The sequence below is a fragment of the Nocardia nova NBRC 15556 genome, from assembly GCF_001613005.1.
Classification (GTDB): Bacteria; Actinomycetota; Actinomycetes; order Mycobacteriales; family Mycobacteriaceae; genus Nocardia; species Nocardia nova.
The window spans coordinates 65,153-78,330 of the sequence record NZ_BDBN01000010.1 but is presented as its reverse complement, the minus strand read 5'-3'; the positions used below and the strand labels follow the sequence as shown (position 1 = coordinate 78,330).

The following is a 13,178-nucleotide window of genomic DNA, read 5'->3' as shown; positions in this document are numbered from 1 at the left end:
TCACCTCGTTCGCCCGGCCCCGTCGCGATCCGAAATCGCGACGGGGCCGTCGTCTAGGCGGGGCGTCAGATTTCGCCGAGATCGATGTCGACAGTGAACGGTACCGCCGCCTTGATGACGCCCGTGTACCATCTCGCCGGTCCGATATGCCCTCGTTGCCGGGTCGAGGATGTAGGTGTAGATCAGCGGGACGCCGGTCGCGGCCTGTTCGACTCGCCAATAGAAGGCGATACCCGCCTTGGCGTATTGGTCGACCTTCACGATCCGATCGGTTGTCTCGGATCCGGGCGAGACGACCTCCGCGACCAGCAGCACGTGTTCCGGGCGGGTGGGGGTGACGTCGATCGTGTCCGCTCGGTACACATCCGGGCTGCGGTTGGTGAGCGGGACATCCTGCAGACGGGCGTCGAAGTCGGTATCGGCGTTCCATTCCGGTCCCGACGCGGCATCCAGCGCGTTCGCCAGGACCCGCGCCAACCGGTTGTGCCGCTTGGGCGCGCTGGGGCTCACAACGGCGATGCCCGCCACGATTTCCATTCGTGCACAGCGCTCTTCGGGCCAGGAATCGTATTCCGCTGCCGTGACTTGCTGGTGCATCTATGCCCCCACGCCGGTATCGACACTCATGACACCCGCCCCTCCCGAGCAGTTTCCGACCTGCTCACTCCGGCTTCGGAGGATCGACGCCGACACCGAGATATGTTGCGGGGAACAGAAGCAACTACGCAAGGAGCGCGAGTTGTCGCGCCGACAGCCGAACATGCCGCGTGTCGGCGGGTGCCCCGAAGTAATCGTGCAAACTTCGACGATATTCGCGGTTTTCTCGCATTCTCGGCGGGGTTTGCACGATAAGTTCACGGGCGGGCGATGACGATCGCCACCCCGCCCACAGGGCGGTCTCTCGCAATCGGCGCGGCACCTGAGCATCACCGGACAGTCGCCGGCGATCGCTCCTCACTGCGAGTCACCGCGGCGGCCTTTCCCAGACGGTGCGGGTCGACAGGCCGAGATAGACGCAGGTTTCGTGAGATGTTGGCGGGCGGCGGGGTATCAGGTCGTTCAGGCAGGGGAAACGGGCGGCGGGGGTGGCGCGTAGGGCTTGTGCGATTGCCGCGTACCAGTGGGGGTCGCCGTGGATCGCAGGTGCCGATGATGTTCGTGGAATGCGTTGTGGCAGAGAAGGTGTCATACGTCGTTCCTTGTCGGGCGGGATGGCGCGCGCGGCGTTGCGGAGCGGGACGCTGCGATGGCGGCGTGGTGCCGTGGTGGCGCGTTGCGATGGCGGCGCGTTGCGGTAGTGGGGAGTTGCGGTAGTGAGGAGTTGCGGTGGCCTGCGGGGTCGGGAGGGGACCCCGCAGGCACCTCAGGCCCGCTCGCGGCACTCGGTGAGGAGTGTGGATGGTGGCGTCGAAACATCCTGCGAGCGGGACGTTTTCATTGTCCGGCCGGTGCTGCAAGCGGCGCATTCGGCAGTGGTCGCGGCGTCGGGGTCGTGGCCGAGGGTTGTGAGGATGTTGCGGCAGCTGCTGAGCATCTCGCAGGTGTGCGGGGTGCAGTCGGCGTGGCGTTCGGCGTGGATCTCACGGTGCATCCGCTCGGGGGAGATCGGGTTGGCGAGCGGGCCGTGGAAGACGGGATTGGTCATGCTCAGATCCCGAAGTGCGGGCGGTCGGCGGGGTGCATGGCGCCCGTCGCGACGAGCCAGAGTTTGGCCTGTAACTTTCTGGCGCACACCGTGATCGGGCAGTCGAGATGGTCCTGCATGATGCGGTGAGCGAGCGTGGTGGTCATGGTCGGCAGGGCGCTGTGGATGATCGGCCGCAAACCGTGCACGGGAGAACACCTCCGGACATCGTCGGGGCACCAGCGGACATACGGCTGGTGGTACTCCCGATGGCCGGGGCCATTTTTCGGCCATTACCTTGCGGCGTCGGTGCTACGCGGTAATGTCTCGTCGGTATCATCACGGATGTAGTCGCATCCGGGGGCAACGGTTGTGCGACTTGCCGATTCGAGTTTCCCGGCCATCGGGGTGGCTCAAGAAGACCACCGAATGAGCCGGCGGGACAATAGCGCCATGCATATGCAACGAAGGTTCTGCGACGGCCCAGAGCGGTTCGCACGGGGGTAGCCGATTTCTTTCCTCGTGCAAACGGCGACCGCTCACGATGCAAACGAGGAATCCGTGACGAACATCGGTGAGGACAGCTCGACCACTCTGCCCCGGCGGCAATTGGGGAGGTATCTCAAGGAGGCCCGACTCGGCGTCGGCTTGCGGCTGGAAGATGTTGCGCCGCTGATGCAATGGTCGGCGAGCAAACTGTCTCGGCTCGAGGCCGGAAAGTCCCCGGCCATCCGCGTGCTCGATGTGGAGGCGCTGTGCCGCATCTACGACATCGACGATCCCGAGGTGTGTGCGGGGCTCATCGGCCTGGCGAAGCAGAGCACCGAGAAAAGTTGGTGGCAGGCATTCGATGATGTGATCACCGGAAACTTCGATTTGTACGTCGGATTGGAGTCGTCGTCGGAGAAACTGTCGATCTTCCAACCCCATATCGTCGCTGGACTCCTACAAATACCGGCCTACGCTCGGGCAATTGAACTGGGCTACTACTCCGACATCAACGAGCAGGAGCTGGAACGGCGAATCCAGCTACGCGTCAAGCGCCAGATGTTGCTGACCCGGAAGGTCAAACCGGTCATGGTCGATTTCGTCATCCATGAATCGGTACTGCACACCGTTGTGGGCAGCGGAAAGATCATGGCGGCACAATGCCATCATCTGGCAAATCTTCCGGCTAACGTCACGGTGAGAGTGCTGCCCTACGAGACCGGATTTCCCGCAGGTCTCCCGACAGGTCCGTTTGCCATCCTCGACTTCGGCACCGACTCGAAGGGACGCGAACTGTCTCCGACAGTCGTGTACATCGAATCCTTTGCGGGCGATCTATATCTCGAGCGCGCAAAGGACGTCGCCAGGTATCGTCAGGCGTACAGCGTCATTCGGGATGCGGCGCACGACGTTGCAGAGAGCAAGCGCCGACTGCGGCAGATAGCAAGGGAGCACGAACGGTGAACCTGGACCTAGCCGGCGCCAAGTGGTTCAAATCCAGCCGCAGCGGGGGCGGCAAAGAGTGCGTGGAGACCGCGTTCCTCGACAACGGTCATGTAGGCGTCCGCGACTCCAAGAACCCCACCGGCCCCGCCCTCGTCTTCACCCCTGCCGAATGGGACGCCTTCACCACCGACCTCCGCAACGGCACGCTCGACGCCTGAGCCCGGCTTTCGACAGGTCCACATTTCCTCCTGCGGCGCACGGGAATTCGATCCGAAGACAGATCGCATCCTGCAGCAGCCGCATCGCGAGGGCTTCGTCATTCTCTGCCGACCGATACCGGCAGGAGCACGTCACTCCGCGCAGCCGCCGTTGTGATCGCGACCACAACAGAGGTCGCTCGACTTGACCCCACCCTTTGCATATTGCAACTCTTGTCTAATGCAAGGCCATGAGGAGACCGCCGCGTCGGCCGCCGACGCCGCGCCCGCACAGAGCACCACCGCCGAGATCGCGGCACTGGAAGCGCTGACCCGGATGCTGGTTTCCATCGCCTGGGACAGCGCCCACGCCGCACCTCCCGGCGTCACCTTTCCGCAGATGCGCTTCCTGCTGATCCTGCAGGCCCTCGGCCGGGTGTCGTCGTCGCGGCTGGCCGCCGCCCTCGGCGTCAACGCCTCCTCGGTGACGCGACTGGCCGACAAACTCGAGGGCCGCGGATACGTGGCGCGGGGAACCGATGCGCACAACCGCAGCGTGGTCACCATCGAGGTCACCACCGCCGGGCAGGCGGTGGTCGACCAGGTGCTGCAGCGGCGGAAAGTCGCCTTCGGGTCCTTGCTCGACGGGCTCACTCGCGAGGCGCGCGACCGCGTGATCGTCGCGGCGCGGGACTTGGTGCAGGCCGCCGCCACCACGCCTTTCGTCACCGCCACCGGGCCGGGGGCGTTATGAGCGCCGGGCATTCGCGCGCAACACATCTGGGTGATTTCCAGGTCACGCCGCGACTGCTGCTGATCGCCGGACTCGCGATACCGGTCGGCGGAGCGGCCGCGGGGGCCGCCTACGCGCTGCTGAAGCTGATCGGCTTCATCACGAATCTCGTGTTCTATCAACGCCTCAGCACCGAGATGGTCGCACCGGGCGCGACCCATCACCCGTGGTGGCTGGTGCTGAGCGCACCGGTCGTCGGCGGCCTGATCATCGGGGTGATGGCGCGCTACGGCTCGGAGAAGATTCGCGGTCACGGCATGCCGGAGGCGATCGAGGCCATCCTGACCGGCGGGTCCCGGGTGCAACCGCGGGTGGCGCTGCTCAAGCCCGCCTCGGCGGCGATCAGCATCGGCTCGGGCGGGCCGTTCGGCGCCGAGGGGCCGATCATCATGACCGGCGGCGCGGTCGGCTCGATTCTGGCGCAGTTGCTGAAACTGTCCGCGGACGAACGCAAGACACTGCTGGTCGCCGGTTCGGCGGCGGGTATGGCCGCGACCTTCAACGCCCCGCTCGCGGCGATTCTGCTCGCGGTGGAACTGCTGCTGTTCGAATGGCGGCCACGCAGTTTCGTTCCGGTGGTGGCCGCCGTGGTCACCGGCACCATCTGCCGCTGGGCGATGCTCGGCAACGGACCGGTCTTCGCGGTGGCGACCGACGGGCGCACTCCCGGCGCGCTGTCCGACGGCCTGGCGCTGATCCCCGGCATCACCGGCGGACTGCTGGCCATCGCCGCCACCGCGATGGTGTATTTCGCCGAGGACTCCTTCGCCAAACTTCCCGTGCACTGGATGTGGTGGCCCGCGATCGGCGGCCTGATCATCGGCATCGGCGGCCTGTTCGAACCGCGAGCGCTCGGCGTCGGCTACGACGTCATCGACCAGTTGCTCACCGGACATGCCACGCTGTCGCTGATCGTCGGCATTCTCGTGGTGAAAACGCTGATCTGGTCCCTCTCACTCGGCTCGGGCACCTCCGGCGGCGTGCTGGCGCCGGTGTTCATGATCGGCGCGGCGCTGGGAGCTGCCGAGGGCGGATTGCTGCCGCACGTCACCGTCGGCTTCTGGGCCATGTGCGGACTGGCCGCGGTCGTGGGTGGTGTGATGCGCTCACCGCTGACGGGCATCGTCTTCACCTGTGAACTCACCCATGCCTGGAACGACGTGCTGCCGCTGGCGGTGGCCTCGGTCTCGGCGTACGCGGTGTCGGTACTGCTGCTCAAGCGTTCGGTGCTGACCGAGAAGATCGCCCGCCGCCGACTGCATCTGACCCGCGAATACACCACCGATCCGCTGGAGACGTTCTTCACCCACGAGGTGATGACCGCCGATCCGCTGGTGCTCGGAATCGACGATCTCATCGACCCGATCCTGCCGCAGACCCACTACGCCGGGCTCTACCCCGTGGTCGACGGTTCCGGCGCGCTGGTCGGCGTGACCACCCGTCAGGTGCTGCAGAACTGCCTCGGCACCACGGTCGCGGCCGCCACCCTGAGCATCCGGACCTCGGTCCATCCCGACAACACCCTGCGCGAGGTGGCCAACGCACTCGCGCTGGCGCACGTGACGGCAGCACCCGTGGTCGCGCGCGACGATCCGAACAGGTTGTGCGGCATCGTCACTCTCGAACAACTGTTGCACGCCCGCCGCCGCGACCTGCACGAGGAACACCACCGCGAACGCCTGCTGGTCGTACGCGAGGAACCAGCTGCCGAGGACGACAAGGTCACCGTCGCCTGAGCGGCGTCAGCTCGACCCGAGCCCGGAGCGTGTGGATGCGCGGCTCGGCGACGTTCGCGTGGAACACTCACGCTGTGAGCGAGTCGTTCGGGCGGCGAGTGGGTTTCGTGGCGAACCTCGGGCCGGGGTGGTTCGCCTCGGTGATGGCGACCGGCATCGTCTCGCGGGCCGTCGGCTCGGCGGGGTGGGAATGGGGCGGCACCGCCCTGCTGATCATCGGCCTGATCGCCTATGCCGTGCTCGTGGTGGCGACCCTGCTGCGCATCGCGTTCTTCCGCGACCGCGTGATCGGCGACGCGGTGAATCCCGCGACCGGCTTCACCTATCTCGCCTTCGTCGCCGGCACCGCGGTGTTGTCGGCGGGGCTCTCGCGACACGCCTGGGCGGGTGCGGCGCTGGCCTTGTTGCTGGTGGCGACGGTCGCGTGGGCGGTACTCGTCTACGCGATTCCGGCGTTGCTGATGGTGCACCACGGCGCGCCCACCGCGGTGACCGGAGCCAACGGCACCTGGTTCCTGTGGGTGGTCGGCACGCAATCGCTCGCGGTGGCCGCCACCGCGCTGCCGCAGCCTTGGGGTCAGCGTTTCGCGGTGCCGGCGCTGCTGTGCTGGTCGGTCGGCGTGGTGCTCTACGGCATCGTGGCGACGGTGGTGCTGGGCACCCTGTTCGGCACGTCGCTGACCGCGCAGCTGCTGGCGCCCACCTATTGGATCTTCATGGGCGCCACCGCGATCAGCGTGCTGGCCGGCACCCAGATCATGGATCAGAGTTCGGTGGCGTTGATCGCGACGGTACGGCCCATGCTCGAGGGTTCGACGCTGGTGCTGTGGGCCTTCGGCAGCTGGCTGGTGCCGCTGCTGCTGGCGGCCGGCATCTGGCGGCATCTGGTCCGGCACTTCGGGCTGAGCTACGAACCCGGCCTGTGGAGCATCGTGTTTCCCGTGGGCATGTACGGCGTGGGAACCGCCGAACTGGGCAAGGCCACCGGCGAACAATGGATGGTCGCCTTCGGACACGGTGAGGCGTGGGTGGCGCTGGCGGTGTGGGCGGCCACCGCGGCCGATCTGGTCGTCACGCTGATCCGCCGCCGGCGTAGCCGGGAATCCGTAGGCTGAGCTCGCGATCTCCTACCGCACGGTAGCCTGGTTCGCGAAGTACGATCCGGCGGGAGGAGCCGGAGCAATGGAACGGGAGATTCACGGTGACCTCGCGGGAGGATTTCCTGCGCCGCGTGCGCGATGCCCTCGAGGCGCTACCCAATGACGAACGTATGGTGCCGGTGCCGCGCAACTATCAGCGCAACGCCCCGGTGCCCTCGGCCGAGGACCAGGCCGAGATCGTCGAACTGTTCATCGATCGCCTCAAACATCATGGCGCCCAGGTCCATCGGGTCGGCCCGGAGGAGATTCCGGGGGCGATCGACTCGGCCCTGCGGGCCCACGGCGCCCGCTCGGCGCTGGCGCCCGACGGGCTGCCCGAACATTGGCTGCGGCGCTGGGAACTGACGGGCGAACACCGTGTCCTCGACGATCAACCGCACCTGTCGATTCTCGATCGCGAACGTAGCGATGCCGTGGTCACCGGGTGCGCCGGCGCGGTGGCCGACGCCGGCACCCTGATTCTCGACGGCGGACCGGGACAGTGCCGCCGCGATGCCGCCGTCCTGGCCGACTGTCACATCTGCGTGGTCCGCGTCGAGCAGATCGACTACTCACTGCCGCAGGTCCTGGACAAACTGGACCCGCGCCGATCCATCACGTGGTTCGGCGGGCCGACCGCCATGACCGATCCGGAGGCCGATTCCGGCAAGGTCGGCGGTGTCATCGAGGAGACCGAGCGACGCCTGGTCGTCGTCATCGTCGGTTGATCGACGGGCCCTATTCCCTTCCCACACACCTTCCCTGCCCCACAAGCGCTCGTTAAGGGCGCGGCAAGCGCACCCCGGCATTGTCGTCCTCGACACCGGGAGTGCTCCTGCCGCGAGAGGGGGCGGCAGGATCACCCACCGGCGCAACCGAGCCGATCCGCTCGGTCTGTCGACGAGGGGTGACAGACCGGGCGGATCGGCTGTGTATGCGGCAGCGGCGACCGGCGCCGACCGCCGATATCGATTTCGGCAGCGGCGCCGATGTCCGACTCGAGGAATGATGGGGGTATGGAAACTGCGGTCGCCTTCGTTCTGGCTTGCCTGATCTACTGGTGGGGCTTGATCTGACCGATCGGCGCCCCACCGGGCAGCACCTCGCCGGGCCGACCACCGGCGAGCGGGTACCTCAGCGGCCGGTGGGCAGGTTCGCCCCGCCGGTCACGTCGAGCACCACGCCGCTGACGAAGCCGTTGGTGGCGATCATGTGCACGGCCCGGGCCAGTTCCTCCGGGTCGCCTACGCGCCCGACGGGTGTGGTGGCGGCGAGGCCGTCGAAGAGGGTGCGGCGGCGTTCCTCCGGCACCCGATCCCACCATTCGGTGTCGATGACGCCGGGGGCTACCGCGTTGACCCGCAGCGGGGCGAGTTCGACCGCCAGCGGAGGCACCATGGCGTTCAGCGCCCCGTTGATCGCGGCCAGTCCGGCGGTGCCGGGGAAGGCGGCATGCGCCGACGCGGCGGTGATCAGGGTGATCGATCCGTTCGAAACCAGATGCGGCAGAGCCGCTTTCACGATTTTCACCTGCGGCCAGAACTTACCGTCGAACCCCTCCACCAAGTGGTCGAGATCGAGTTCGGCGAACGGACCGCTGCCCGCCGAACCGCTGACCGCGATGACGAGGTGGTCGATGCTGCCGGACTGCGCGAAGAATGCCGCGATCTGCTCGCCGTCGGTCGCGTCCATCCGGTAGCCGCTGGTCTTGCCACCCAGCCGTGCCACCGCCGCGTCGAGTTTGTCCTGGCTGCGGCCGGTGACGACGACCTCGGCGCCCTCGTTCGCGAACAGCGCGGCGGTGGCCGCACCGATTCCGGAACTACCGCCCATGACGACGACGCGCGGGATGCCGGTGCTGGAAGCGCTCATTGCTACTGTTCCTGTCCTGTACAGTTTGTCGAGACTGACAGTCTCGACAACGAGCGTAGCGGGTGTGGTATTCCCGCGCACCGCCACCGCTGGGAGGTAGACCATGGGACCACCACCGCGGCAACCGGATTCGCCCCCACCCGAACGCGCGCACACCGGCCGGCGCCGGAACGAGGCAACCCACCGCGCGATTCTGGACGCCGCCCTCGCCCAGCTCGCCACCTCCGACGGCGGGTCGGTCACGGTCGATTCCATCGCCGCCGCGGCCGGGGTCGGCAAGCAGACGATCTACCGCTGGTGGCCGTCGAAGGGTGCGGTGCTGCTCGAAGCCCTGCTCGAACGCGCTCGCCAAGAGGTGCCGACCCCGGACACCGGCTCGGTGCGCACCGACTTGCTGGCCGTCGCGGATTCGACTTTCACCGGCGCCCAGGGGGATTCGACCGCCCCGGCGTTGCGCGCGCTGGTGCGCGAGGCCGCCCGCGACCCCCACCTCGCCGAATTACTCCAGGAGTTCACCGCCGCCCGCCGCGCCGCCGCGCGCGACATTCTCGAGCGGGCGATCACGCGTGGCGAACTGCCCGGCGACACGGATGCGGACCTCCTGGTGGATCTGCTGTACGGCCTGTTCTGGTACCGCTTCCTGCTCGGCCATGCCCCGCTCGACCACATTACGGCGGCACGGCTCGTCGACATCCTGCTCCCGCCCGCGGTTGACACTTCTCACACACCCGGAGATGAGTCAGCGGATCCGATCCCACGGATCGAAACCCGCTGACGGAAGGCCTGTTCACGATGTGGCCGGCCCGCACCGAAATCCGATGCGGGCCGCGGGTGTCGTCCTGGTCAGCTGTTGCCGTTCAGACCGGCACGCACACCTTCCTCGATGCGCTTGCCGATCTCCGGATCGACGTTCTTCCAGTAGTCGAACACCCGGCTCAGCACCGGTTCGCGCACGCCGCCGAGCACATGCCCGACCACGTTGTCCACCAGGCGCTCTCGCTGTTCGTCGTTGAAGACCTCACGCACCAGCGTGCCCGGCTGCGCCCAGTCGCTGTCCTCGGCGTGCTGAACGTAGCCGGCCCGCACCTGCTCGGGCTCGAAACTCCACGCCGCCTCCTCCGGGGCCGCGGCCGCGTCGGCATGTGGGCCACCGAACGAATTCGGTGCGTACACAGGCACTTCCGGCGCGTTGAAGTCGTAGCGCATGGCGCCCTCCTTGGAATAGGAGTTCACCTCGGCCGCACGCGCGCGGTTCGGCGGCAGCTGGTGGTAGTTGGTGCCGATGCGGTAGCGATGAGCGTCGGCATAGGCGAAGACCCGGCCCAGCAACATCTTGTCCGGCGAATAGCCGATGCCCGGCACGATCGCCGACGGCTCGAATGCGGCCTGTTCGATCTCGACGAAGTAGTTGCTCGGGTTGCGGTTCAGCGTCCAGGTACCGACCTCGATCAGCGGGTAGTCCTTGTGCGACCACACCTTGGTCAGATCGAACGGGTTGAAGCGGTAGTTCGCCGCCTCACCCACCGGCATGATCTGCACATACAGAGTCCAGCTGGGGAACTCACCGCGTTCGATCGCCTCCCACAGATCCTGGCGGTGATAGTCGGGATCGGTGCCGGCCAGCCGATCGGCCTCGGCCTGGGTCAGGAATTCGATGCCCTGATCGGTCTTGAAGTGGTACTTCACCCAGAACCGTTCACCCTCGGCGTTGATCCACTGATAGGTGTGCGAGCCGTAGCCGTTCATATGGCGGTAGGTCTTGGGAATACCGCGGTCGCCCATCAGCCAGGTCACCTGATGCGCCGATTCCGGGCGCAGGGTCCAGAAGTCCCACTGCATGTTGTGATCGCGAAGACCGTTGCCCGGCAACCGCTTCTGCGAACGGATGAAGTCGGGGAACTTGATCGGATCCTTGATGAAGAACACCGGGGTGTTGTTGCCGACCAGGTCGTAGTTGCCGTCCGGGGTGTAGAACTTGACCGCGAAGCCGCGCGGATCGCGCCAGGTGTCGGGGCTGCCCTGCTCGCCGGCGACGGTGGAGAACCGCACCAGCGACTCGGTCCGCGCACCCGGCTGGAACAGCTTCGCCTTGGTGTAGCGGCTGACGTCGTTGGTGACGACGAGCTCACCGAAGGCCCCCGCACCCTTGGCGTGCACGATCCGCTCCGGCACCCGCTCCCGGTTGAACTGGGCGAGCTTCTCGATCAAATAGTGGTCGTGCAGCAGAATCGGGCCCTCGGTCCCGGCGGTCAGCGATTCGTTGTCGCTGGGGACCGGAGTGCCGGTGTTGGTAGTGGTCGGCCCACTGATCGGCCCACTGATCGGCTTTGTCATCGCAGCCTCCTGTTTCTGCTGTCGCCCGGGATGTCCGGGCTATCGGGATGGCGCGTCGTCACCGCGACGGCATTGCGGGCAGAGTCCCCAGAACACGACCTCGGCTTCGTCGATCGTGAACCCGTGCGCGTCCGACGGGTCGAGGCAGGGGGCACGGCCCACGGCACAGTCCACGTCCACGACCGTGCCGCAGTTCCTGCACACCAGATGGTGATGGTTGTCGGCGATGCGGGTTTCGTACCGGGCCGGCGAACCGGCCGGTTCGATCCGGCGCAGCAGGCCGGCGCCGACACAGGCGTGCAGTACGTCGTACACGGCCTGTGTCGACACCGAACCCAGCTGCTGCCGGACCGCGGCGGCCACCCTGTCGGCATCCGAATGCGGATGGGCGGCAACCGCTTCCAGCACCGCCACCCGCGGGCGGGTGACCCGCAGACCGGCCGCGCGCAATCGTTCGCGCGGATCGAAACCACCGGTGTGCATGAACCCAGTCTGCCCGTTTTCTGGAATAAGTCAAGAAAAGACCGAAAGGGACGTTTTGCGGGAGTGCCGCGCACGACGCCGCCGGGCTCACGCTCGGCGGCGTCCCCCTGCGCGGAGCGGACCCGGCGTTCGACCGAAAACCGCGACACCGATTCCGATTTGGTTGCGGCGGTTGCGTGTTGGGCACAACCACGAATGCCGGTGGTTAACCTCGGCTCATGGGACGCCTCCAGGGCTGGGTGATCGGGGTTCTCGTCGTCGTACTGATCGGTGGTACCTGCGCCACCGCGGTCCCGGCGCGCGCGGAGAGTGCCCAGACCTGCGCGGTCTCGTCCGGACGCGGATTCGAACGAGCCACACCGGAATCGGCGGGCCTGGACGCGGCGCGGCTGGCTTCTGCCCTGCGGTTCGCCGACGAACGGAACCGGCTGAACGTCAAGATCTTCCGGCACAACTGCCTGATCGGAACCGGCGCGCACAACGACGCCACCGATACGACGCCGTGGAATATCTGGAGCGTCACCAAGAGCGTGGTCTCGCTGATCGCCGGAATCGCGTGGGATCAGGGCAAACTCGATATCGACGCGCCGATCGACCGCTATCTGCCGCCCGGCCTCGGCGACGCCGCCCACCGCGCGATCACCGTCGAGGATTTGCTGACCGAGCGCTCGGGCCTGCGTGTCGGAGTGATCAACGAGGGGATCTCCGGGGTGGTGCCGATCGATCCGAACAGTGCCGTGCAGGCGCTCGGGGTCCCGCTCGACAATCCGCCCGGCACCCGGTTCTCCTACAGTCAGCGCAACGTCGATCTGCTGTCGTACGTGATCGACCTGGCCGTCGGCGAACCACTGCAGCAGTTCGCGCAGCGGGAATTGTTCTCTCCCTTGGGTATCCAGCGTAGCGACTACTACTGGGCCCGCGACCGTTCCGGTCACACCTACGGCTACGCGCACCTGATGATCCCGCCGGACGATCTCGCCAAGATCGCCCAGCTGGTCGCCGGCCACGGCGACTGGAAGGGGGTGCAGGTGGTCTCGGCCGATTATCTGCACCGCGCCCAGCAGACGGGCCCGGGCCGCGAATGTTACGGCTATCTGTTCTGGGGCCGCCCCGGATGTATCGAGATACCGTCGTTCCTGCCCCCGGATGTGTTCGCGATGTCCGGGCTCGGGCTGCAGGACGTCTTCTTCATCCCGAGCCTGGATCTCACCGTGGTGTGGACCGGCGTCTTCGGCAACCACAGCAGCGGCGGGCCGACCGGCATCCTGCAGAACCTGACCGAGCTGACCTGGGAATTTTTCCGCAGGCTGCTGGGCGCCTTCCAGCAACCGCCGATTCCGGACCCCGGTCCCTATGTCGAACCACCGGTCACCCTGGACCCCCGCGCGTTCTTCGATCCGTACATCACGCTGGCGATTTTCGGAGTCGGGCCCGACGCCTATCCCGGCTGTTCGGTGCTGTCCTGTGTGAACACCCCACTGGCACCGCCGTTCTCGGATGCCCCGCCGGGGTGCGCTCTACTGGTCTGCCTCGGGCCCGATCCCCGCACACCGGGCATCCGCTGAC

Annotated in this window: 14 protein-coding genes; 8 read left to right on the top strand and 6 right to left on the bottom strand. The window is 66.9% G+C overall.

From position 1 onward, the window contains the following. From NN2_RS05705 to NN2_RS05695, 3 genes are all read right to left on the bottom strand, one after another. Entirely contained in the window at nucleotides 1-597 is a 597-nt protein-coding gene (locus NN2_RS05705) for a Uma2 family endonuclease (protein ID WP_281207919.1), read from the bottom strand. Nucleotides 598-1,363: 766 nt separating this feature from the next. Continuing rightward, nucleotides 1,364-1,645, bottom strand: a complete 282-nt coding sequence (locus NN2_RS05700) for a hypothetical protein (protein ID WP_063011030.1) — start codon at nucleotides 1,643-1,645, stop codon at nucleotides 1,364-1,366. Between the two features lie 2 nt (nucleotides 1,646-1,647). Then, the gene (locus NN2_RS05695) at nucleotides 1,648-1,833 is read right to left on the bottom strand and encodes a hypothetical protein (RefSeq protein WP_063011028.1); all 186 of its coding nucleotides are present in this window, start codon (nucleotides 1,831-1,833) and stop codon (nucleotides 1,648-1,650) included. A gap of 352 nt (nucleotides 1,834-2,185) precedes the next feature. Between NN2_RS05695 and NN2_RS05690 the strand changes: the two genes are divergently transcribed. The 6 genes from NN2_RS05690 (at nucleotide 2,186) to NN2_RS05665 (ending at nucleotide 7,651) form a co-directional block, all read left to right on the top strand. Further along, nucleotides 2,186-3,076, top strand: coding sequence for a helix-turn-helix domain-containing protein (locus NN2_RS05690; protein WP_063011078.1), 891 nt, complete (start codon nucleotides 2,186-2,188; stop codon nucleotides 3,074-3,076). Next, entirely contained in the window at nucleotides 3,073-3,276 is a 204-nt protein-coding gene (locus NN2_RS05685) for a DUF397 domain-containing protein (RefSeq protein ID WP_063011026.1), read from the top strand. The genes NN2_RS05690 and NN2_RS05685 overlap by 4 nt, the downstream gene beginning before the upstream one ends. Nucleotides 3,277-3,496: 220 nt before the next feature. Further along, the gene (locus NN2_RS05680) at nucleotides 3,497-4,009 is read left to right on the top strand and encodes a MarR family winged helix-turn-helix transcriptional regulator (RefSeq protein ID WP_082856757.1); all 513 of its coding nucleotides are present in this window, start codon (nucleotides 3,497-3,499) and stop codon (nucleotides 4,007-4,009) included. After that, entirely contained in the window at nucleotides 4,006-5,784 is a 1,779-nt protein-coding gene (locus tag NN2_RS05675; RefSeq protein WP_063011024.1) for a chloride channel protein, read from the top strand. Before NN2_RS05680 ends, NN2_RS05675 begins: the two co-directional genes overlap by 4 nt. Nucleotides 5,785-5,858: 74 nt before the next feature. Then, entirely contained in the window at nucleotides 5,859-6,899 is a 1,041-nt protein-coding gene (locus NN2_RS05670) for a tellurite resistance/C4-dicarboxylate transporter family protein (RefSeq protein ID WP_169812377.1), read from the top strand. Nucleotides 6,900-6,985: 86 nt separating this feature from the next. Further along, nucleotides 6,986-7,651: a LutC/YkgG family protein gene (locus NN2_RS05665; protein WP_063011021.1), complete on the top strand. Its 666-nt coding sequence runs from the start codon at nucleotides 6,986-6,988 to the stop codon at nucleotides 7,649-7,651. A 406-nt stretch (nucleotides 7,652-8,057) separates the two neighbouring features. Here NN2_RS05665 and NN2_RS05660 read toward each other — a convergent pair whose 3' ends face one another. Continuing rightward, complete coding sequence (locus NN2_RS05660; protein WP_063011019.1) at nucleotides 8,058-8,795, bottom strand: SDR family oxidoreductase; 738 nt, start codon at nucleotides 8,793-8,795, stop codon at nucleotides 8,058-8,060. A 103-nt stretch (nucleotides 8,796-8,898) separates the two neighbouring features. On the opposite strand from NN2_RS05660, the gene NN2_RS05655 reads away from it, so the two are divergent. Beyond that, nucleotides 8,899-9,570, top strand: a complete 672-nt coding sequence (locus tag NN2_RS05655; RefSeq protein ID WP_063910685.1) for a TetR/AcrR family transcriptional regulator — start codon at nucleotides 8,899-8,901, stop codon at nucleotides 9,568-9,570. Between the two features lie 68 nt (nucleotides 9,571-9,638). Here the strand turns inward: NN2_RS05655 and NN2_RS05650 are convergent, their stop codons facing one another. Together NN2_RS05650 and NN2_RS05645 are read right to left on the bottom strand one after the other, a co-directional pair. After that, entirely contained in the window at nucleotides 9,639-11,105 is a 1,467-nt protein-coding gene (locus tag NN2_RS05650; protein WP_063011074.1) for a catalase, read from the bottom strand. A gap of 63 nt (nucleotides 11,106-11,168) precedes the next feature. Next, entirely contained in the window at nucleotides 11,169-11,612 is a 444-nt protein-coding gene (locus NN2_RS05645) for a Fur family transcriptional regulator (RefSeq protein ID WP_063011017.1), read from the bottom strand. Nucleotides 11,613-11,830: 218 nt separating this feature from the next. Here NN2_RS05645 and NN2_RS05640 point away from each other — a divergent pair, with 218 nt between their 5' ends. Next, nucleotides 11,831-13,177 carry a serine hydrolase domain-containing protein gene (locus tag NN2_RS05640; protein ID WP_063011015.1) on the top strand — a complete coding sequence of 449 codons (1,347 nt, stop codon included), beginning with the start codon at nucleotides 11,831-11,833 and terminating at the stop codon, nucleotides 13,175-13,177. Nucleotide 13,178: the final 1 nt, after the last annotated feature.